The organism is uncultured Dokdonia sp. (assembly GCF_947492535.1).
In the GTDB taxonomy this organism is placed as follows: Bacteria; Bacteroidota; Bacteroidia; order Flavobacteriales; family Flavobacteriaceae; genus Dokdonia.
Genome location: NZ_CANLNH010000001.1, coordinates 533,162 through 554,669, shown reverse-complemented (window position 1 = coordinate 554,669; position 21,508 = coordinate 533,162). Strand labels below are relative to the sequence as shown.

Genomic DNA, 21,508 nt, shown 5'->3' with positions numbered 1-21,508 from the left:
TCACCATGATTTTACATCTATTTTGCTGTATATACATTTCTTAAAATTAAGTATTTGCGTAGTTCATCCGATGTTCTTCCCTACTTAACGAAAAAATTTTAACAGTAACTAAAGACCTCATACTTTTACTCGACCAAATTATAATTGTATGAAAAGATCATTACTCGTTTTAATCTTTCTTACCGTATCTATACTTTCTGCTCAAGAGAATACTATATTCTTTTCTCAAGCATTAAATGTGCATATTCCTAAATATATTCAGGATGTAGAACAAGCTATTTCTTCAAATAAGAAAGATACAATAACACATCTATTTAATGACTTAGTTCGTCACTCATTAGTTGGCACCTATTTTGACGACTTTAATTCTAATAGCCTTGGAAAAAAGAATTTACCATTTTCTAAGTTTGAAAAACCCGTTTTATTAATCACATATTCTCCTTGGTCTATTCCTAGTAAAGGTGAAATGCCAGCACTTAATGAACTTGCTAAAGAATACGGTGATCAAATTGATATTGTATTACTATTCTGGAGCGATCAAAAAACAGCTCGTAAAAAGGCAAAAGACTATCATCACAAAATAAAAATACGTTATGTAGATGATCAAGACAATAAAAATACTCAGATCATACGTAACCTTAAACATTCTTTAGGGTTACCACTTATTTTTAGTGTGAGTTCTAATGAAATGGTTGTTAATATCGAAAAGAGATTAGTAAACAAATTGGATCAGACAATAGAAAATTGCTACACTAAAAACATAGAATTATATAAGAATAGTATTCTGAGATTATTATCTAATGAAGATGCGTTAAGTGCAACTCCTTAAAAAGTTTCGTAAAATCCATTTATTTACCCCAAAGCATTTTGACAGCAATCACAAGTAATATTGCTCCAAAGATTCGCTTTAATGTCTTCTGATCTAAGTTGACAGCTAGCTTTGATCCTATAAATCCGCCTACAACAAAGAAAACAGCGATAAGTGCTGCATACTTCCAATTGACATAGCCCTCGCCATAATAATTATAGGCAGCAATAAATGTGACAGGAACAGCCAAAACAGCAAGACTCGTCCCTTGCGCTTCATGCTGATTAAAACCTAATAATAAAATCATTAAAGGAATCATAACCACGCCTCCTCCTACACCCATAACCCCACTTAACAGACCTGCTAAAAGCCCTATTACAATTAGTGAAATAATAATCGTTGCATTCATGTTTTGATGGATAATTTTCCCTAAAAATAGGGAAACCGTAGTCTAAAAAACACAAAAAAAGGAAATGATTTTAAAAAATCATTTCCCTAGTAATACTATAGATTTATACGAAAAAACCTACTTTCCTAAAGAATAATATCCTTCTTTAGGAATATCAATAAAATATTGTTTTTTAGACTTATTATTAAGATGTGGTTCTCTAAGCCAAGGGTTATGGAGTTTCAAGATTTTATAATTAATTCCGAAACGTTCAGAAAAAGCAACAAAATCTGTTACTGCTGAATCTACACTTACTTTATAGGTAGGTATATATTCATATAAATCTTGTTTCTTAAAATTAAAACCATATTGAGCGGGGTGCTTTAAAATTTCTTTTAACGCAATAATTCTGAAAACATAGCGTCCAGTCTCTTCTCCTAATAACAAATCATAATAGGTATCTACATTTTGACTTTTCATACGTCTACTTACTCCAGCATTTCCTGCATTATATGCAGCAGCAGCAGCTGTCCAACTACCAAAACGCTCTTTAGCTTTCTTTAAGTATGTACAAGCAACTCGTGTAGATTTTTCTACATGATAGCGTTCATCTACATTATCATTTACTTCAAGTCCATACTCTCTTCCTGTCGTTTTAAGGATTTGCCAAAACCCAGTGGCTCTGGCAGGAGATACTGCTTGCGTAAGACCACTCTCTATAACTGCCAAATACTTAAAATCATCCGGTACCCCTTCAGCTGCAAGAATAGGTTCTATAATAGGAAAGTACTTATTAGCTCTTTTAAATAACAGTAAAGAATTAGACTGCCAGTATGTATTTACTAGCAATTCTCTATCCATACGTTCTTTAATATCTGGATTTTCAACAGGAACAGGTTCTCCTGCAAAATTTAATCCTTCTGGTATAGGCAATGCATATACATTATAATCATTTATTAATTTTTCTTCTTCTATTTGCTCTGCATCTACTTTCACCTCTTCTTCAGGGAGTTGCACAGCATTAATGGCCACTACAACAACAGCAAGTAGTCCAATTACAGCAAAAATGCGCTCTATTCTTTTCATAATTCTAATAATTTATAACAATTTAATCATTTTCAATAAGTTGTGGAAGGTTTTCATTAAACCATTTATACTTAGTTATCACCATAATATGAGAGCCACCCGGCAACGTCACACAATTATCTATATACTTTATAGGAAAAACACGATCTGCATCTCCATGTATATGCACTATATTAGGATCTGGTTCTTCCTGATCCCAACATACCATTTCTTTTACAGCCCAACTCATGTAGTGCCTATCATTCATAGATAAATACTTCTGATATAGCTCCACTCGATTTTTAACCGTTTCCCCAAATGCATATTTAGCAAGCTTATCGACATCTTCTATAAGTCGAGTAGGCAGGATATTATACAGTTTTAGCTTTCGCGAAAGCTTCATTCGCCTCGGTAATTCATATTTAGACTTTACACTACTAACGATTATTAGTTTTTTAAGAGAAACGTGTTTTGCCATTTCCTGAACCAAAACACCACCAAAACTAACGCCAAGCAACACACTATCCTTGTGTGTGACAAATGCTGCCATCCGTTTAGCATAATCAGATATAGTTTCCTTTTTTTCAGGAAGTTGCCATTCCAAAAGATGTATTGTAAATCGATCTTTAGGCAATGATATATGCTCAAAAATAGATGGGTTTGCAGCCATCCCAGGCATCAAATAGAGATGTGTCATCTATCTTTATTATAAGTGTTTAACATAATTAAAAACGCGTATGTAGGTATTTTTTTGTACCTTTGCAAGAACTTAATATTAAGAAATCTAAAAGTTATTAAAAACACTGTTACACATAGCGTTTTAAATTCTCCTTACAAAATTATAAAAGAGATTTCTTAAATACTCATAATTATACTATAAATACCTTAATATATTTTACAAATTTATGGAAGCAATGACAGCAATTGAATTGACAGATAATGAGTTCTTGAGACAATTTGAAGCAACGTTTGACGACAAAATGGCAAAAATTGAGTACTCATTACAGGAAAGAAAAATCTTCCTAACTAAAATCTCTATGCCTGAAGGAACTGAAGGTCATATGAATGATTTTATAGTTTCTGTTTTTAATGAAGTAGAAGACCGTAATATTAGTCTTGTGCCAACAAGTCCAGAAATTGCAAAATTTATGAGATCAAATCGTCGTAAGTACAAAAAATTATTACCTGTAGGAATCAATATCTAGAAAAGGTAATATATCTAAAAAAGCAAAAGCTCGTGATGAAAATCACGAGCTTTTTTATTTCTACTTACCTAGTATCCCCGTTTTCATAGATTTTTTTATGCTAAGTGAATTCTTATAAACCTGATTTATAAAGGCTTTGTAATTTGCGTATGTAAATTAAACACTAACCAAAAATCAATTCACTTGAAAACTCATTCTCTTACTTCTATAGTATGCATACTATTAATGTATGCTTGTAGTTCCGGCCCCACACCATCAGAAAAAGAAACTGAAAAAGATATTTCTAGCATTTATCTAGCTACAGCTACATTTGAAGATATCATAGGTGGCACACTCGGCGATCTTAAAGACGTTGATGTAAAAAATGTATACGTATCCCAAAGTCCCATTTTAGATACGATGAATATTAATTTTTCTAGGAATAGCATCGCTGCAATTATATACGAAAACTTATCTCCTGAAGAAAGAGGAAACTATGACTATATAGGTGTAGATATTTCTCAAAAGAATGGAGAAAAAAATCCATTTTCTTTTTCTGTAAATACATTAGAAAAAATGATAGCTACAAAAAAGGTTGCATACCAGTTTGCAGAATCTATTAAGAATAAATCATATCAAGACCTTGAGCCCATTATGAAAATTGGAGCAGATGCATCACAGACTGTAAAAACGATTGGTGATTATTTTTCAGAAAACACAGCAACCTCAGGGAATATCGTTAACTATTATTATCATGGTGCCGGAGAAGGAGAACATCAATCTAAAACATACTATTCACACTTAGGTACATTTGTTTACGGCAACGGAAAAACACAAAATTTCTTTGTAAATGTTTTTGAAGGAGCTTCTGTAATTGAAGGCTACAACCTTAGTGCTTTTTAAATTACAATTTTAATTCTGTAAAAGAATTAATACACTTCTGATGTAACAAAGTCAAAACGCACAATACCATCATCACCAATCTTAGTAAGAGTTACCTCATGTAATGTATTCACAAGCTCCGGATTCCACGGGGCTTTTACTTTGACATAGTTTTCTGTAAACCCATGTATATATCCCTCTTTATTTTCGCCTTCAAAAAGTACGGTACGTTGTGTATCTAATTGAGATTCATAAAAAGCACGTCTCTTTTTTACTGAAAGTCCTCGTAACATTTTACTACGCTTGCTTCGTATATTTTTAGGCACAACCCCTTCCATCGTAGCAGCTGTCGTATTATCTCGTTCAGAGTAAGTAAATACATGTAAATAAGAGACATCCAGTTCATTTAAGAAGTTATACGTCTCTAAGAAATGATCGTCTGTTTCTCCTGGAAAACCTACAATGACATCTACACCTATACATGCATGTGGCATTACTTCTTTGATTTTAGCAACGCGATCTACATATAATTCTCTCTGATATCTACGACGCATTAACCCTAAGATCTCATTACTTCCACTTTGTAATGGAATATGAAAATGAGGTACAAATGCTCGTGAATTTGCCACCACATCTATTGTTTCATTTTTCAGTAGATTAGGTTCTATAGAAGAAATACGTAAACGTTCAATCCCGTCTACTTTATCTAGTGCTGTCACTAATTCTAAAAAAGTATGCTCATGCTTTTTATTACCAAACTCACCCTTTCCATAATCTCCTATATTCACTCCTGTAAGTACAATCTCTTTAATGTCTTGAGCTGCAATTTCTGATGCATTTTTAAGTACATTAGATAAGGTATCACTACGAGAAATTCCTCTAGCAAGTGGAATGGTACAATAGGTACATTTATAATCACATCCATCTTGTACTTTCAAAAAAGCACGTGTACGATCTCCTACAGCATAAGAACCTACATAAAAATCGGCTTCTTCTATTTCGCAAGAATGTATTTCTCCATGATCATTCTTAGAAAGGTCATGAATATAATCTGTGATTTTAAATTTTTCTGTAGCTCCTAATACGAGATCTACCCCATCTACCGCAACAAGCTGTTCTGGTTTTAATTGCGCATAACAACCTACTGCAGCAACAAAAGCTTCTGGATTTGCTTTTTGTGCTTGCTTTACAATGGTTTTAAAACGCTTGTCTGCATTTTCAGTAACACTACAAGTGTTAATTACATAAATATCTGCATGCTCCGAAAAATCCACACGATCAAAACCCTCATCTGTAAAATTACGAGCAATCGTTGATGTTTCAGAAAAATTTAATTTACACCCTAATGTATAGAATGCTACTCTCTTGCGTGAATCCATGCTAACTAAAAATAAGTAGGCAAAATTACAATTTTTAATTGGATGAAACATTAGTTAGTTTGAAGTTGGGTGCTGGGTGCTGGGTGCTGGATGTTGGGTGTATTAATATTTTAAAATTGTACCTTAAACACTTAATTAAAAATAAATGAGCTTTAAATTTGAAAAACTACATATTTGGAAAGATGCTATGAGTTTAGGCGAAGAAATCAACTTAATGGCAGATACTTTTCCTAAAAAAGAAATATATAATTTATCATCTCAAATTCGACGTGCAACAGATTCTATTGCATTAAATATTTCTGAAGGAAGCATTCTACAGTCAAACCCAGAACAAAGAAGGTTTTTAGGATATTCCATTCGATCTTTAGCCGAAGTGGTCACTTGCTTGTACAAAGCAAAAAATAGAAAGTATATTAATGATGAAATTTTTAAAAAGAAATACGACTTTTGTTATAAGTTAATGAATATGATGATAGCATATCGTAATAAATTCAATTCTTGAAAACATCCAACATCAAACATCCAGCATCCCTTATAAAGTACTATATACTGTATTCATTTGCAATCACAGTATTAGCAGGATGCTCCTCAAGCGACTCAGAAAACCGCGACCATCTCGTTTTTAGGTATAATGAGCAATATCAAATCTCGACATTAGATCCTGCATTTGCGCGTAATCCACAAATTATCTGGCCAACCAACCAACTCTTTAATGGATTATTGCAATTAGATGACTCCCTAAACATACAACCTGATATTGCAAAAAGCTGGTACGTTTCTGACGATGCCTTGCAATATACCTTTACCTTGAGAGATGATGTTCAGTTTCACAAACATCCTCAATTCAAAACAAAAGACAGTACTCGTTTTGTAAACGCATCCGATTTTGTTTATAGTTTTGGAAGGCTTACAGACCCAACTGTTGCTTCACCAGGAAGCTGGATTTTAAATAAAGTAGATCATTACAAAGCACTTAATGACAGCACTTTTTTTATTCAACTCAAACAGCCTTTTCCTGCATTTTTGGGATTATTAAGTATGCGGTATTGCTCTGTCGTTCCTAAAGAAGTGGTTGATTTTTATGGAAGTGATTTCCGTTCACATCCTATCGGAACAGGTCCTTTCAAATTTAAACGATGGGAAGAAGGTGTCAAGTTAGTGCTCCGTAAAAACGAATTATACTATGAGTTTGATGAGAAAGGAACAAGACTTCCGTATTTGGAAGCAGTCGCTATTACTTTTTTACCCGATAAGCAAAGTGAGTTTTTACAGTTTGCACAAGGAAACATTGATTTTTTAAACTCCTTAGACCCTTCTTATAAAGATGAGCTATTAACAGCTTCTGGCCGCTTGCGCGAAAAATACCAAGATGATGTTGACTTGAGCGTGAGTCCGCAATTGAATACGGAGTATATCGGTTTTTACCTAGACAGCAGTACAGATGAAGTACAGTCAGAACTACTTCGAAAGGCCGTCAATTATGGGTTTGATCGTCAAAAAATGATCACCTATTTACGTAATGGTATTGGAGAACCCGCGCAACATGGCTTTATCCCAATGGGATTACCTGGATTTGACTATATAAAAGGGTATGCATACAATCCTACGCTTTCGCGAAAGCTTATAAAACAATACAAAAAAAAGAGTGGTAATATGGATCCTATGATCTCCATCGGAACCAATAGCCAGTATCTTGACATTTGTGAATATATACAGCGCGAGCTCCAAAAAGCAGGACTTCGTGTGGAGATTAATGTGATGCCGCCTTCTACCTTACGACAGATGAAAAGTAGTGGAGAGTTAGATGCTTTTCGCGCAAGCTGGATTGCAGATTACCCAGATGCAGAGAACTATTTGAGTTTATTTTATAGTAAAAACTTTACACCAAACGGTCCAAATTACACGCATTTTAAGAGCGCAGATTACGATTCTATTTACGAACATAGTCTTTCTATGGTAGATGTAGACACCCGTAAATTAGACTATATCCGAATGGATAGTATCATTATTGCAAAAGCGCCTATTATCCCTTTATATTACGATCAAGTGGTGCGCTTTACGCGAAAAAATATAAGTGGCTTGACGCCTAATCCTCAAAACTTTTTAGTCTTAAAGAGAGTGAAAAAAACTAAGATATAAAGCTGTTTTTAATTCGATTAAAATCTTATTCGTAATTATTTTATTGTAACATTTCATTAGTTTTTACTACCCATTATTGTAATCAATATAGAACGACTATGACAATATGTGGAGGAGTTGCCATATGAGCTAATGAATCACTAAGGGGAAATAGAGCACTACTTCCTAGAAAAGAAAAAATAAAGTTTTCGCTCGTAAGTTCTATAAATGAAAATTGGGTAGACCCTAAACAACCTACTCCAGAACAGCTCCTAGAAATTAGAAACAAAATACGTAAACAGCAAAGAGTAAGGCTCATAAAAGTAAGCATCGTTACTGTTTTAAGTAGTATAGGAGTTATAATCGCTATCTACTTATTTACAGCAAATCAACTATTTTCCCTGTAACATTTCATTAGTTTCTACTACCCATTATTGTAATCAATACAGAACGACTATGGGATATTTTGGAGGAGCTGCTGTAAATCAAGCATTAAAAGCAAATAGAGATTTATTAAAAAAACGATCTAAAAGAAAAAGGACACAAACAACTGTATCTAATAAAGTCTGGGTAGATCATAAACATGCTACACCAGAGCAGTTAGCAGAGATAAGAACCAAAATCCGTAAACAGCATAAAATAAGGATTATAAAAACAATCATAGTAACATTAATGATCATTCTAGGAACTATTGTTATTATTCACTTATCTACCTAATTAGTCTTTTTGTAACATTTCATCATTTTCTACTACCCATAATTATAATCAATACAGAACGACTATGGCAGGATTTGGAGGAAGTGTAGCGGCGGCTAACCACGCAATAAAGGTAAACAGGGCTATGCTTGGGAAGCATAGAAAAGGGAAATTATCGCTTGTAAGTTCAAAAAATGAAAAATGGGAAGATCCCATAAAAGCAACTCCTGAGCAATTAGCAGAAATTCGTACGAGAATACGCAAAGAGGAAAAAGTAAGACATATGAAAATACTCATTATTACTGTAGTTTCATTTATAGTCATTCTTAGTGGTTTTCTATATATACTAAACTGATACTATGAGAAGACTAAACATAAATAGTATTGGTTTTGCAGCTTTGGGGAGAACACTTATTAAAAACAATAGGGCGCAACGTCCTGAATCTAAAAGAAGTGTTTCACTAACAAGTAAGATAACACGTTATGTTGACCCTAAAAAAGCGAGTCCAGAACTTCTACATAAGATCAAGACTGAAATGGAATCTCAACATAGAAAAAGAAATAAGACACTACTCCTAATAGGTGGTGTCATTTTTATCATACTAGCGACTGCGTTATGGTTTTTAAAGGATCAAAATTATATTTAAATATTAGTATATCATATGGATCATGGGTCGGTAAATAAACAATTAGAAGCGAATAGAGCATTACTACCTAAGCGTAAAAAGCAAAAATTCTCTTACGCCTCTTCAAAAGATGAAACAAATCGTTTTACTAAAAAAGCAACTCCAGAGCAGTTACAAGAAATTAGAGATTGTATTCAAAAAGAAAAGAAACAAGAACAGAAAAAGTTTATTCTCATTACGATCGTATCATTAGTCATTGTATATTTTATAGCTACTGGTATAGATTGGAGTTGGTGGTTTAAAAGTTTTAAGTAATAGAATATATCACCCAGACACTTAATATCTGGATGATATATGATTTTAAATTATGGACAAAGAGGCACACTACCATCTCTACATAATTCTCCTTCATTTACATAATATATAAATGGAAAATTTTCTATACATACGAAGTTAGTCGTAGGCGGATGCATTCCTCCATTAACAGATTTTTGCTCTAGCACTTTTAAGGTTTTTCCTAAATTCTCTAATTTTTTCATAAATAATTTTTTAAACAAATAATATAAACCTTGATCTTTAATGTGACACTCAAGGATTGTGTCATTTCTTCACTAATTAAGGTTCTTAAATGTAAGTAAAATAATAAAGAAAAAACAACATAACTTATTAATTAACAATTAGTTACATATTTTATTTGAAAAATTATATTGTGAATAGTAAGCAATAGTTTCAAAAGGAGTTATCTAAAATTGTTAAAACAGATAGATCACCTCTTAATTATAGTTAAAGCTAAGATTTTCAGTAACATAAAACTATTCTCTCCTGTATTGTTTTGTTTCTTCAAATACATGATTTAAAATGGCCTCATCTTGTTCGGTCAATTCTATATCACGACGTGCCATAGCAATACGAGCTGTTTCATAGGCTTTTTTAGGAAGATGCGTTACAAATCCGTTGGCGCCTCCCCATTGAAATGAAGGCACAAAATTACGAGGGAATCCGCTACCAAAAATATTAGTAGCTACTCCAATAACGGTACCTGTATTAAACATGGTATTAATACCACACTTACTATGATCTCCCATCATTAAACCACAAAACTGTAATCCAGTATTTGCAAAACGACCCGTTTCATAGTCCCATAATTTTACAGAAGCATAATTATTTTTAAGATTGGAGTTATTACTATCGGCTCCGATATTACACCACTCTCCTAGTACTGTATTTCCTAAAAATCCATCATGTCCTTTACTCGAATATCCAAACAACACTACATTATTTACCTCACCCCCTACTTTACAATGTGGTCCAACGGTAGTACCTCCATATATCTTTGCACCCATTTTTACTGTAGCATGCTCACACAAAGCAAACGGGCCGCGTATCATAGATCCTTCCATGATCTCTGCATCTTTCCCTATATAGATAGGACCATTTTCCGCATTCAAAGAACATAAGGGAAGTTTTGCACCTTCTTCTATAAAGATATCTGCAGCATTTAATGCCACTACCATTTGCGGAATAGGCTGTGATGTTCTTTCTTCTGTAAGCAACGCATAGTCTTCTGCTATAGCTCTGGCATTTTTAGAGAAGATATCCCAAGTATGCTCGATTTTAAATAAATCTTCAAAGGTATATTCAATAATATCATAGGTGTCAAAATCTACTTCTTGATCTTCTTTTGTGTAGAATGCAATCACTTCTTCTCCATCAAAAATAGCTTGCCCCTCTGTCATTCCTTTTATAATAGTCACCAGGTTAGGTGTTGGTAAATAAGAGGCGTTGATCATCACATTCTCTGGAAATTCTACCATAGGCCATTTATCACTAAGGTATTCTTCAGTTACTGTAGACGTAGTATATCCTAAAAATCGTTCCCATTTTTCTCGTATCGTGAGAATTCCTATACGAATATCGGCTACGGGACGCGTATATGTAAAGGGTAATAATTGGTTACGAACTGTTCCGTCAAAAAGAATATAATTCATGATACGACACGCTTGATTGTTAGAACTACGAAAGTAGAAATTAGAAATTAGAAATACGAGGAATCACAACCATTTCTGAAACAGAAAAATAAAAGAAAGGGGATGAAGTTAAAACAAAGACTGTATGCAAAATCACTTTTTTGATCTCACCTTCACGGTCCACTCAAAATTAAACTCACTTACTTGAATTCCTTCTGTATTAGTCCCTATAGCTTTCATCCAACAGGTTTGTCCTTCTCCTGTCTCGATAGCTCTTTGAATGGTTTCCTTTATCTTGACACCATCTTCACAAGTAAATGTAATTCTTCCTGTTGCTTTTTTAGTAAAAGAAGCATTATTGGAAGCGACTAGCATAGAAATCTTCTCATTACTATTTCTAATATATGAAATCACTAAGGCACCTGTAGAAAGTTCGGCAGCCATTCCTTGTACTGCCCAAAACATACTTTTAAATGGATTTTGATTAATCCATCGGTGTTTTACTTGTACTGTGCTAACGTTTTCATTTATGGTTTTTAATCGTACGCCAGTTAACCATGCTGCTGGCAACTTAAGCATCGTAAATAGATTAAATTTCCTTGCACTCAAAATCTTCATATCATTCATATGCTACAAAAATAGTGATTAATTTTAGGTCATACTTTATGACATGAACACAACAGCTTTATATTTTTAAAAAAATATCAAAATCACAAAATTTAATATAAAATACTAATAAACAGCATTTTAAATCAAATCAATCAATACGATAAAAGTTAATAAAATGTTAATTTTTAGTACTATGCGTAACATAATACCTTTTAAAAGACATATATTTGTATAAGAAATTAGTAAGTAATGGAAAGCACCGTAACAACACACCACAAAAATCTTAGCACATTTATACACTTATCTACTTTTAGTAAGTGGTTTATTCCTTTTGGTAATTTGATCGCTCCTCTCATTTTATGGAGTGCTCAAAAAAACAAATCACGATTTGTAGAAGAACATGGAAGAGATGCAATTAATTTTCAATTAAGTATTCTTATTTATACGATTGCACTTGTTATTATTAGTATTCCATTTTTTGTATGGCAAGCAATTAAATTAGAAGGCACAAATGGACATATTATTATTAATGATCATTTCCATACTCATGGAGATTTTGCAAATATGAGTACGTTACTAATCATTGCAATTATAGTAGGAACTCTCGCATTAGGATTAGCAATTTTTGAAATTGTAAGTGTTATTTCTGCAGCTATCACTGCATCTAATGGAAAGAATTATAAATATCCATTATCCATAAATTTTATTAAAGCTTCTACAGTAGAGGAAATATCTAATAGTTCAGCAGAAGAAACAACAGAACAAACGGATAAGACAGAAGAATAATGAATCATACTATTGACATAAAGTTTATTCTAACGATTGGAATCTTTGTACTTCTATCCTTCATTTTTCATGAGTTAGCGCATTACATAATGGGCACGCTATTAGGATATGATATGACAATGACATTAAATACAGTGACACTTTCAGAAGGGTCCTATGCACATGACTGGGAACGACAATTAGTAAGTGCAGCAGGCCCCATATTTACAATCATTACCGCTGGAATATTCTTTTATGTTTTACGTAAAAAAGACAACAAATATGTATATATATTATTATTTATCGCGTTTATTCAACGTTTTTTAGCAGCCGCGATATCGTTATTTAATCCAAATGATGAAGCACGTATAAGTGAATCACTAGGTATTGGAAAAATGACCTTACCTATTCTTGTATCATTGCTATTATTTGGATTAGTTTATAAAATGGCATCGACCTATAAATATCACTGGAAATTTAATCTCATCAATTATTTTATCATTAGTTTTTTTATAACTGTATTGGTATTTACAGATCAAACAATTATCAAACCTCTGGTTTATAATTAAAAATCGATATACGCTTTCGCGAAAGCGTATAAAGAAAATTCATCATCAATTACAATCAATCAAATTATCTAAACATTTGTTTAGAACAATCAAAAAATGAACAGTTTAACGCATATTAAAATGGAAATCTATGAAGGTTGAAAACACCAAAGCACAGATGCGTAAAGGCGTGCTAGAGTATTGCATCCTGTCTGTATTAAAAGACGACGATGCCTACGTAGCCGAAATCTTAGACACACTCAAAGATGCTAAATTACTCGTAGTAGAAGGTACAATTTACCCACTACTTACACGGCTTAAGAACGCGGGATTGCTTAATTATCGCTGGGAAGAATCCACAAGCGGACCCCCACGTAAGTACTATGGGCTTACGGAAACAGGACAACTCTTTTTAAATGAACTCACAACCACCTGGGACGAATTACAAACCGCAGTAACGGTAGTAACCTCAACAAAAAAATCAAAAAAATGAACAAGACAGTAAATATAAATTTAGCCGGTATTTTCTTTCATATAGATGAGGATGCGTATGCCAAATTACAACGCTATCTCACTGCGATCAAACGTTCATTTGAGGGCGTTACGGGAGAAGATGAAATTATTGCAGATATAGAAGCTCGTATTTCTGAACTTTTTAGCGCTAAAATTCAAGATGCGCGTCAAGTAATAAGCACAAAAGAGCTAGATGAAGTGATTGCCGTAATGGGACAACCCGAAGATTATATGGTAGATGACGACATCTTTGAAGATGCTCCAAAAAGTAAAAAATCTAAAAGAACACAATCTTCTGGAAGTGGCAAAAAACTATATAGGGATGTAGATAATGCCTATATAGGTGGTGTTTCTAGTGGTTTAGGTCATTATTTTGGTGTCGATTCTATATGGATTCGCCTAGCATGGGTATTCCTAGTATTAGTAGGATTTGGATCTCCAATTTTGATCTATATCTTATTATGGATTTTAATGCCTGAAGCAACCTCTACAGCCGATAAACTCTCAATGACGGGAAAGGCAGTTAACATTGACAATATTCAAGAAAAAGTAAAAGAAGGATTTGAAAATGTGGCTGACGCAGTAAAAAATGTAGACTATGATAAATATGGGAATCAAGCTAAAAAAGGAGCACAAGGTTTTTTTCAAACCATTGGTAAAATCATAATGTTCTTCTTAAAGGTACTTGCCAAAATCATTGGTGTACTCTTTATTATCACAGGAGCGGCTGTTGTTATCTCTCTATTTGTAGGGTTATTTACCGCAGGTACATTTGATATATTTTATGGCGACCTTGGTAATTATGGAGACTATATACACACAGCTGGTATACCGCTTTGGTTGGCTTCATTATTAACATTCTTTGCCGTAGGTATTCCTTTTTTCTTCCTTTTCTATTTAGGATTAAAAATATTAGCAGGTAATTTAAAATCAATGCCTCTCGCTGGAAAACTATCGTTACTTGGTATCTGGTTATTATCTGTTATTGGCTTAGGAGTTATAGGGATACGTGAAGCGACAGAGCATTCATTTACAGGAAAAGTAACGACTCAAGAAACACTTGCAATTACTACAAACGATACCTTAACATTGAGAATGCAAGGCAGTGACTTACTTCCTGGAGAGTTACGTCGTTCTAGTAGTTTTCTAGTAGAGTATGACAATAATGGAGAACGTGTTTATATGAGACGTAATGTACGCCTTATTGTACGTAGCACAACAGAAGACAATGCCTATCTGAAAATTCAAAAAGAAACAAACGGACGTAGCTTTTCTGCAGCGAAAGAAGAAGCAAGTCGTATAGACTATAACTTTGAAGTCATAGATAATACATTATACTTAGATGGATTCTTTACAACCGTAGCAAGTAGTAAATTTAGAAACCAAGAAGTACAAGTTATCTTATACCTTCCTGAAGGCACCACACTCTATGCAGATGAAAATACGTATAGTTACCACCGTAATAATAATCGATACAGAGACTTATTAGATAATGGTAATGAAGAGAAATTCTTACATATGAAAAGAGGTAAGCTAGTATGTGACACCTGTACTGAACAAGATAATTCTACTAATTATAGAGAAGATGATTGGGAACAACGTTCTTATGAAGAAGGACAAGAAATTCCTGATTGGGAAAGAGATGAGTCTACAGAAAATACAGACTGGAAAAAAGACACCCTAGAAAAATCAACTAGGGAAAGAGATAGTATTTAACAAAAAAGCAATTAGTATTCATTCATCAATCAAAAAACAAATTAATGACCACTGCAAAACTCATAGGACTTCTTCTCTTCATCCCTTTTATAGGTATGGCACAAGTAGCTAAAGATTCTGAGCTTTTCAAAACAATCGCAGCACTTGACAAACAATATTTTGATGCATATAACACCTGTGATCTAAAAACACAAGCAAACTTATATGCTGATGATATAAAGTTCTATCACGATAATGGAGGACTTAGCACAGTAAAGCAAGATATCATAAATAGTATTGAACGTAATATCTGTAACAAAGTGACTCGTACACTCGTTACAGAAAGTTTAGAAGTTCATGCGATTAAAGATTTTGGTGCTGTTGCCATGGGATTGCATTCTTTTTATAATAATCAAGAACCTAATGCAAACGCTACACCTACCAAGTTTATTATGATTTGGAGGCAAGTAAATGATACCAAGTGGGAAATTGCAGAAGTAATTAGTTTACATTAATAATCAATCAATGACTATATATAAATCAATCATCATAGCACTTTTCATCCCATTTTTGAGTCTGGCTCAGATCTCGCAGGATTCTGAATTATTTCTAGAACTACAAAAAATGGATGCTCTACTTTTTGAAGAAGGTTTCAACAACTGTAGTAAAGAAGCTATGAACACAGCCTTAAGTGAAGATCTTGAATTCTTTCACGATAAAGGCGGTATTACCAAAGGGAAAGATACGTTTATAACTTCCTTTATAACAAACATGTGCGATGAGACTAAAAAACCCATTCGCAAATTAGTACCTAATAGTCTTTCTGTTTTTCCACTTCGTAAAAACGGAACTTTATATGGAGCCATTCAAAAAGGAGTCCATGAATTCTTTATCAAAGAATCTGGTAAAGAACTATATAAAACCGAAGTGTCTCAATTTACACATCTGTGGCTTAAAGAAGACGCAGGGTGGAAAATATCTCGTGTTTTGAGTTATGATCACCAAGCACCAGAGATAAACACCAATGGAATTAAAGTGGCTACTGAATTGCTTGCACGTTATGCCGGCAATTACAAAGCACCTCAAACAGGAAGTGTAACCATATCTATAAAAGATGGCGTTATGCATCTTGATGCTGGAAACATGCAAGCAGATTTAGTAGCAAAATCAACAGATACTTTTGCGCATCCTCAAGCGCCTATCGCGTTAAAGTTTGTAGCAAGAAAAGATGGAAGCATTGAAAAATTCATTGTATTAGAAAATGGCAAAAATGTAGAAGAAGCTACTCGTGTAGAATAGCAAAAACATTTAGAAATCATGAAGATAGACCTCACATTTAAAAACAGATTAGTCATTACATTAGTTGTAAGTATACTGATGTGGGCATTTTTAGCTTGGGATTATTTTCATGAAGGTGTCCCCACACATTATATTTTACATAACGACGCGTATCCAGGATTTTCAAACTGGTGGGGAGCTATCACAATACCTATAGTTACTTGGGGGTTATTATATCTAGTATATCTTAGAACACTTAAAGAAGAAACTAAAAATAATACATCATCTACTATCTATGGATTTATAGGATTTTTTCTATATGCAGCTCTATTATCCTATTCGTTTACTACAGGTTCAGAAACAATACCTATGTATATGACGTTAAGTCTGATAGTAGCATCCTTTTTTGTTCCTATATATAGACCTGAATGCTTACTAGGATACATACTAGGAATGACGTATGTATTTGGAGCAATACTCCCATTGCTATTTGGAATCATTTTTTGGACACTATTCACGATTGCATATAAGCTTCCAAGAATTATTGTTCAATATGTAACTAAGAAAAATCACAGTTCAGCCTAAAAAAATAACAATTGAGCTTTTTACGCTTTCGCGAAAGCGTATAATGGGGCACTTTTACAGTAAATAAAAAAAGAGGAATCATTCATCACAATCAATTAAACAATAAAAACAAGGGAATCATGACAACACTAATTAAATTTATGATTGGAGTACTTACTTCGCTTTTGGTAACATCTTGTGTCTTTGACGGCTCATTTAATCAAGTGCGAGGAAACGGAAATGTACAAACAGAAAACTTTAACATCACTGAAGACTTTGACGGTGTAGCCGCTGGAAATGGATGGGATGTATATTTAGAAAAAGGATCAGAAGTATCTGTCGTTGTAGAAGCAGATGAAAACATCATTGAACTAGCAGATATTTATGTAAAAGGAAGCACTTTAAAAATCTACTCTGAACATAACATACGTAGTGCAACTTCCAAAAAAGTATTTGTGACCTATGTAGGAAATCTACAATCTATAAAAGCAAGTAGTGGGGCAGACATCGTAACAAAAGAAGTTTTAAAAGGAGAAGATTTAAGCCTTAATGTATCTAGTGGAGGATCTATAAAAGCCGAAGCTATTGTACGTAACATAAATACAAATGTAAGTAGCGGAGGATCTATACGCCTTGCTGGAAGCTCAGAACAACTAGACGCAGATGTATCTCAAGGAGGTGTCATAAATGCTAAAGAATTGAGGGCAAAATATGCAAATGCAAGTGCTTCTAGTGGAGGTAACATAGATATTAAAGTAACCGATAAATTACGAGCACGTGCTTCTAGTGGAGGAGATATAGATTACTGGGGAAATCCTAAAGAAGTAGATAAGCCTAAGAAGAGTTACTCTGGAGGGAGTGTTTCTGCAAAAGAATAAACAAAACCTACTTTTAATATATAACAAACAGACCAATCAATGTACGTGTGCAATCACTGCTCTTGATTCACACGAAAGCCCGCAATCCTATTGCGGGCTTTTTTATAATGTACAACCCTATCTTTATCATACGTGATTGTACATAGCAACTAACACATAATTTTCAAATGAAAATTATACTAACATGGTTGGAAACCATATGTCTTATCTGGAGCTATCAATTGTAAATAAACAGTGTCTCCACTTTGTAATTGGTAATCTGCAAAACTCATTCCTACACTTCCAGATGTATTAGGATTTGCTACTCCATTTACAGAGTAAAACCAAAAGACAAAGTCTGCATCCGGATTAGTACTAAGGTCATAGCAAGCGTTGCTAAGATCAGCTTTTAATGTTCTACCATTAATAGTAATACTAGAGATATAAGGCTTTCCTCCTATGTCTACTGTCTCATAACTAATAATACTTGGAAATGCCTGACTTGCCCCTAAAACTAATCGTTCTATAGTGGTGCTACCAGATCCAAATACAATTTGAAAAGACTGCGCATTTGCATAAGGCCCACCTATTTTATTAACATCATCATTTGTTTCACAGGTAAAATCAAGACTTTCTCCACTATCCATATTAGGATAATTTACAACAAGATAAAATACCGTATTATCTTCAGTAACTGTACCGTTAGAGAGTACATCTCCCATCATCTTAGTTCCTGAATTATGTAATACATTTTGAAGTAATCGTAAAGACCGTCTATAGGAACTTAATGTACGTGTCATTGCAAAATTACTTTTTGACGTACTTGGTAAATGTGCCACTGTTCTTCTCAATACAGAACGTTCAGCTTTTGTGAGTCCATTATCCTCATGCTCTGCCGCTTTTGCTGGATTTTTGATAAAAGCCTTTAGGTCTTTATCACTTTCTAACAATACATGAATGTAGTGTAATAAATTTGATTGTGATTTTTTCATAATTTCTATTTTAGATATTTTGTTTAACAACGAGCTCATTATTGTTAAACACAAAGTTGACACTTGTCTTCGTTTAAAAACAGCGTATTTATACCTGAATTAGAAATCAAATATTTTTAACATATTAATAATCAATAAATTAAAAAACAAATTACAAGTAATTTATTACAAATAAAAAGTCCTTCTTAGTTTTAAACTAAGAAGGACTTTTCATACTTTATATAGAAATTTCTTACGCTTCTGCCTCTACGACGCTTTCTTTTGCGGCAAGGTAACGCTCAGCATCTAGTGCTGCCATACATCCTGTTCCTGCTGCTGTAATTGCTTGACGATACACATGATCTGCTGCATCTCCAGAAACAAATACGCCAGGCACATTGGTTCTTGATGTTCCAGGTTCATTAATGATATACCCTGTTGCATCTAGATCTAAATAGTCTTTAAAGATATCTGTATTAGGCTTATGTCCTATCGCTACAAAAAATCCTGTTGCAGGTATTTCATGCTTCTCTTGTGTTTTATTATTAAAAACACGAACACCTGTTACTACCTGTCCGTCTCCAAGTACCTCATCAGTTTCTGTATTAAACAGAATCTCTATGTTTTCTGTATTCTTAACACGAGCTGCCATAATTTTAGAAGCTCTAAATTCATCACGACGTACAAGCATGGTTACTTTAGTACAAAGTTTCGATAAGTAATGTGCTTCTTCTGCTGCCGAATCTCCAGCACCTACAATCACTACTTCTTGATTTTTATAGAAGAAACCATCACAAACTGCACAAGCAGATACTCCACCTCCAAGGTTTAAGTATTTTTGTTCTGATTCTAATCCTAAATATTTTGCAGTAGCTCCTGTAGATATGATAATCGTATCAGCATGAATTTCTGTTTCTCCATTTACCCACACTTTATGTACATCTCCAGAAAAATCTACTTTAGTGATCCATCCGTCACGTACATCTGTGTCAAATCTTTTTGCCTGATTCATCAACTCGATCATCATAGCAGGTCCAGTAATTCCATCAGGGTATCCAGGAAAGTTTTCTACTTCATTTGTGGTTGTTAATTGGCCTCCAGGTTGCATTCCTTGATATAATACAGGTGCCATATTTGCTCTTGCTGCATAAATAGCCGCAGTATATCCTGCAGGTCCTGATCCAATAATTAAGCATTTTACGTGTTCGATTTCCATATTTTTATGCTTTCGCGAACCTGCCTGCCGGCAGGCAGGAGCGTACAATAGGTACAGACTCAGATTCACTTATTAAATTAAATACTAAGTTAAGACTACAAAAGTAGCTTTTTAAGCTATATCCTTACAAAGATGTTATCAAGAAAACCTATAACTTAATAACAACCTATAATGACATCTCAGTTTTAAACTATAGGATAATGTTAAGATTGCACCACATTTGAAGAATATTGAGTATTTTTCGGAAAAATTAAACCATGAAAAATAAGTTCCTTTTTATCTTCATGCTAGTGATCACAAGTTTAAGCTGTGCTCAAGAAACTAGAACCAACGATTTCGAATTAAAACAAAATGACAATTATACTATCGAAATGGTAGTCCCAGAGCTTGTAAATCCTTGGGGGCTTACTTTTTTACCTGATGGTGCTATGCTTATTACTGAAAAAAGTGGAGAGCTCATTCATTTTAAAAACGGTACAAAAACAATGATTACAGGTGTTCCAGAAGTATCAAGCCGTAACCAAGGTGGACTACTAGATATACGTCTACATCCTGATTATAAAAAGAATGGATGGATATATATTACCTACTCCTCTGTCGAAGGTGATGGTGAAGGAGCACACACAGCCTTAATGCGTGCAAAACTTAAGGGAACAGCACTTATCAATCAAGAAGTATTATATAAAGGAAGTCCTAACACAAGAAAGAGCCATCACTTTGGATCTAGAATTGTTTTTGATGACAAAGGGCATGTATTCTTCACCATAGGCGATCGTGGAGCACGTGATGAAAATCCTCAAGATATTACACGTGATGGAGGGAAAGTATATAGACTTAATGATGATGGTAGTATTCCTAAAGACAATCCTTTTGTAGGGCAATCTGGAGCTAAAGAAGCCATTTGGTCTTATGGACACCGTAATCCTCAAGGAATGGCAATACATCCTAAAACAGGAGCTGTATGGACCCATGAACATGGACCTCGTGGTGGTGATGAAGTAAACATTCCAGAAGCTGGCAAAAATTATGGTTGGCCTGTTATTTCATACGGAATTAATTACAGCGGAACGTCATTTACAGACATGACAGAAAAAGCTGGAATGGAACAACCTATTTATTATTGGGTTCCTTCTATCGCGCCTTGCGGAATGGATTTTGTTTCTAATAGTAAATATGGAGATTTAGATGGTAGTTTATTAGTAGGATCTCTTAAATTCAAATATATAGAACGTCTTATTTTAAAAGGAAATACTGTAGTGGGTCGCGAAAAACTACTTGCAGATGCAGGTCGTATGCGTAATGTGGTAATGGGACCTGATGGTTACATATACTTAGGAATAGAAGGAGCAGGAATTGCACGTATGATTAAAAAATAATTT

The 21,508-nt window shown here is 33.9% G+C and carries 27 protein-coding genes; 18 read left to right on the top strand and 9 right to left on the bottom strand.

Translation table 11 applies throughout. The features are described 5' to 3' along the window. Positions 1-148 precede the first annotated feature (148 nt). Positions 149-829 carry a redoxin domain-containing protein gene (locus tag Q1A60_RS02570; RefSeq protein ID WP_299763658.1) on the top strand — a complete coding sequence of 227 codons (681 nt, stop codon included), beginning with the start codon at positions 149-151 and terminating at the stop codon, positions 827-829. A gap of 19 nt (positions 830-848) precedes the next feature. Here the strand turns inward: Q1A60_RS02570 and Q1A60_RS02565 are convergent, their stop codons facing one another. The 3 genes from Q1A60_RS02565 to Q1A60_RS02555 all read right to left on the bottom strand — a co-directional run bounded on the left by Q1A60_RS02565 (position 849) and on the right by Q1A60_RS02555 (position 2,958). Next, positions 849-1,217, bottom strand: coding sequence for a sulfite exporter TauE/SafE family protein (locus Q1A60_RS02565; protein ID WP_299763656.1), 369 nt, complete (start codon positions 1,215-1,217; stop codon positions 849-851). Positions 1,218-1,334: 117 nt separating this feature from the next. Next, entirely contained in the window at positions 1,335-2,282 is a 948-nt protein-coding gene (locus Q1A60_RS02560; protein WP_299763654.1) for a lytic transglycosylase domain-containing protein, read from the bottom strand. Positions 2,283-2,304: 22 nt separating this feature from the next. Then, complete coding sequence (locus Q1A60_RS02555; RefSeq protein WP_299763653.1) at positions 2,305-2,958, bottom strand: alpha/beta hydrolase; 654 nt, start codon at positions 2,956-2,958, stop codon at positions 2,305-2,307. A 208-nt stretch (positions 2,959-3,166) separates the two neighbouring features. On the opposite strand from Q1A60_RS02555, the gene Q1A60_RS02550 reads away from it, so the two are divergent. Both Q1A60_RS02550 and Q1A60_RS02545 read left to right on the top strand, forming a co-directional pair. Further along, complete coding sequence (locus Q1A60_RS02550) at positions 3,167-3,466, top strand: N-acetyltransferase (protein ID WP_089373046.1); 300 nt, start codon at positions 3,167-3,169, stop codon at positions 3,464-3,466. A 183-nt stretch (positions 3,467-3,649) separates the two neighbouring features. Continuing rightward, positions 3,650-4,348, top strand: a complete 699-nt coding sequence (locus Q1A60_RS02545) for a hypothetical protein (protein WP_299763648.1) — start codon at positions 3,650-3,652, stop codon at positions 4,346-4,348. A gap of 26 nt (positions 4,349-4,374) precedes the next feature. Here Q1A60_RS02545 and mtaB read toward each other — a convergent pair whose 3' ends face one another. Next, positions 4,375-5,706, bottom strand: a complete 1,332-nt coding sequence (mtaB, locus tag Q1A60_RS02540) for a tRNA (N(6)-L-threonylcarbamoyladenosine(37)-C(2))-methylthiotransferase MtaB (protein WP_299763646.1) — start codon at positions 5,704-5,706, stop codon at positions 4,375-4,377. A 145-nt stretch (positions 5,707-5,851) separates the two neighbouring features. Between mtaB and Q1A60_RS02535 the strand changes: the two genes are divergently transcribed. From Q1A60_RS02535 to Q1A60_RS02510, 6 genes are all read left to right on the top strand, one after another. Beyond that, on the top strand, positions 5,852-6,208 hold the full coding sequence (locus Q1A60_RS02535) for a four helix bundle protein (protein ID WP_299763643.1): 357 nt from the start codon (positions 5,852-5,854) through the stop codon (positions 6,206-6,208). A 62-nt stretch (positions 6,209-6,270) separates the two neighbouring features. Continuing rightward, on the top strand, positions 6,271-7,845 hold the full coding sequence (locus tag Q1A60_RS02530; RefSeq protein ID WP_299763791.1) for an ABC transporter substrate-binding protein: 1,575 nt from the start codon (positions 6,271-6,273) through the stop codon (positions 7,843-7,845). A gap of 435 nt (positions 7,846-8,280) precedes the next feature. After that, positions 8,281-8,541, top strand: coding sequence for a hypothetical protein (locus Q1A60_RS02525; protein WP_299763641.1), 261 nt, complete (start codon positions 8,281-8,283; stop codon positions 8,539-8,541). Between the two features lie 64 nt (positions 8,542-8,605). Continuing rightward, the gene (locus tag Q1A60_RS02520; RefSeq protein ID WP_299763639.1) at positions 8,606-8,875 is read left to right on the top strand and encodes a hypothetical protein; all 270 of its coding nucleotides are present in this window, start codon (positions 8,606-8,608) and stop codon (positions 8,873-8,875) included. A 4-nt stretch (positions 8,876-8,879) separates the two neighbouring features. Beyond that, positions 8,880-9,167 carry a hypothetical protein gene (locus Q1A60_RS02515; RefSeq protein WP_299763637.1) on the top strand — a complete coding sequence of 96 codons (288 nt, stop codon included), beginning with the start codon at positions 8,880-8,882 and terminating at the stop codon, positions 9,165-9,167. 15 nt (positions 9,168-9,182) lie between these two features. Further along, on the top strand, positions 9,183-9,461 hold the full coding sequence (locus Q1A60_RS02510; protein WP_299763635.1) for a hypothetical protein: 279 nt from the start codon (positions 9,183-9,185) through the stop codon (positions 9,459-9,461). Positions 9,462-9,511: 50 nt separating this feature from the next. On the opposite strand, the gene Q1A60_RS02505 is transcribed toward Q1A60_RS02510, so the two are convergent. From Q1A60_RS02505 to Q1A60_RS02495, 3 genes are all read right to left on the bottom strand, one after another. After that, positions 9,512-9,685 (bottom strand): hypothetical protein, encoded by a 174-nt coding sequence (locus Q1A60_RS02505; RefSeq protein WP_299763633.1) that lies wholly within the window; start codon positions 9,683-9,685, stop codon positions 9,512-9,514. 273 nt (positions 9,686-9,958) lie between these two features. Continuing rightward, positions 9,959-11,134, bottom strand: coding sequence for a GlmU family protein (locus Q1A60_RS02500; protein WP_299763631.1), 1,176 nt, complete (start codon positions 11,132-11,134; stop codon positions 9,959-9,961). Between the two features lie 132 nt (positions 11,135-11,266). After that, the gene (locus tag Q1A60_RS02495; protein WP_299763789.1) at positions 11,267-11,731 is read right to left on the bottom strand and encodes a DUF4442 domain-containing protein; all 465 of its coding nucleotides are present in this window, start codon (positions 11,729-11,731) and stop codon (positions 11,267-11,269) included. 240 nt (positions 11,732-11,971) lie between these two features. On the opposite strand from Q1A60_RS02495, the gene Q1A60_RS02490 reads away from it, so the two are divergent. The 8 genes from Q1A60_RS02490 to Q1A60_RS02455 all read left to right on the top strand — a co-directional run bounded on the left by Q1A60_RS02490 (position 11,972) and on the right by Q1A60_RS02455 (position 17,963). Beyond that, complete coding sequence (locus Q1A60_RS02490; protein WP_299763629.1) at positions 11,972-12,508, top strand: DUF4870 domain-containing protein; 537 nt, start codon at positions 11,972-11,974, stop codon at positions 12,506-12,508. Beyond that, positions 12,508-13,056 (top strand): hypothetical protein, encoded by a 549-nt coding sequence (locus Q1A60_RS02485; RefSeq protein WP_299763627.1) that lies wholly within the window; start codon positions 12,508-12,510, stop codon positions 13,054-13,056. The genes Q1A60_RS02490 and Q1A60_RS02485 overlap by 1 nt, the downstream gene beginning before the upstream one ends. A 130-nt stretch (positions 13,057-13,186) precedes the next feature. Beyond that, positions 13,187-13,528 carry a PadR family transcriptional regulator gene (locus Q1A60_RS02480; protein ID WP_089373066.1) on the top strand — a complete coding sequence of 114 codons (342 nt, stop codon included), beginning with the start codon at positions 13,187-13,189 and terminating at the stop codon, positions 13,526-13,528. Then, a complete protein-coding gene (locus tag Q1A60_RS02475; protein ID WP_299763625.1) occupies positions 13,525-15,264 on the top strand; it encodes a PspC domain-containing protein in 1,740 nt (579 codons plus the stop codon). Before Q1A60_RS02480 ends, Q1A60_RS02475 begins: the two co-directional genes overlap by 4 nt. Positions 15,265-15,308: 44 nt before the next feature. Next, positions 15,309-15,758, top strand: coding sequence for a nuclear transport factor 2 family protein (locus Q1A60_RS02470; protein WP_299763623.1), 450 nt, complete (start codon positions 15,309-15,311; stop codon positions 15,756-15,758). Between the two features lie 10 nt (positions 15,759-15,768). Further along, a complete protein-coding gene (locus Q1A60_RS02465; RefSeq protein ID WP_299763621.1) occupies positions 15,769-16,542 on the top strand; it encodes a DUF3471 domain-containing protein in 774 nt (257 codons plus the stop codon). Positions 16,543-16,560: 18 nt separating this feature from the next. Next, entirely contained in the window at positions 16,561-17,106 is a 546-nt protein-coding gene (locus Q1A60_RS02460; protein WP_299763619.1) for a hypothetical protein, read from the top strand. A 119-nt stretch (positions 17,107-17,225) separates the two neighbouring features. Continuing rightward, a complete protein-coding gene (locus Q1A60_RS02455) occupies positions 17,226-17,963 on the top strand; it encodes a head GIN domain-containing protein (protein WP_299763617.1) in 738 nt (245 codons plus the stop codon). Positions 17,964-18,142: 179 nt separating this feature from the next. Here Q1A60_RS02455 and Q1A60_RS02450 read toward each other — a convergent pair whose 3' ends face one another. Beyond that, positions 18,143-18,934, bottom strand: a complete 792-nt coding sequence (locus tag Q1A60_RS02450; protein ID WP_299763615.1) for a hypothetical protein — start codon at positions 18,932-18,934, stop codon at positions 18,143-18,145. A gap of 232 nt (positions 18,935-19,166) precedes the next feature. Then, entirely contained in the window at positions 19,167-20,129 is a 963-nt protein-coding gene (gene trxB, locus Q1A60_RS02445) for a thioredoxin-disulfide reductase (protein WP_299763613.1), read from the bottom strand. A 257-nt stretch (positions 20,130-20,386) separates the two neighbouring features. Between trxB and Q1A60_RS02440 the strand changes: the two genes are divergently transcribed. Then, entirely contained in the window at positions 20,387-21,505 is a 1,119-nt protein-coding gene (locus Q1A60_RS02440) for a PQQ-dependent sugar dehydrogenase (RefSeq protein ID WP_299763611.1), read from the top strand. Positions 21,506-21,508 lie beyond the last annotated feature (3 nt).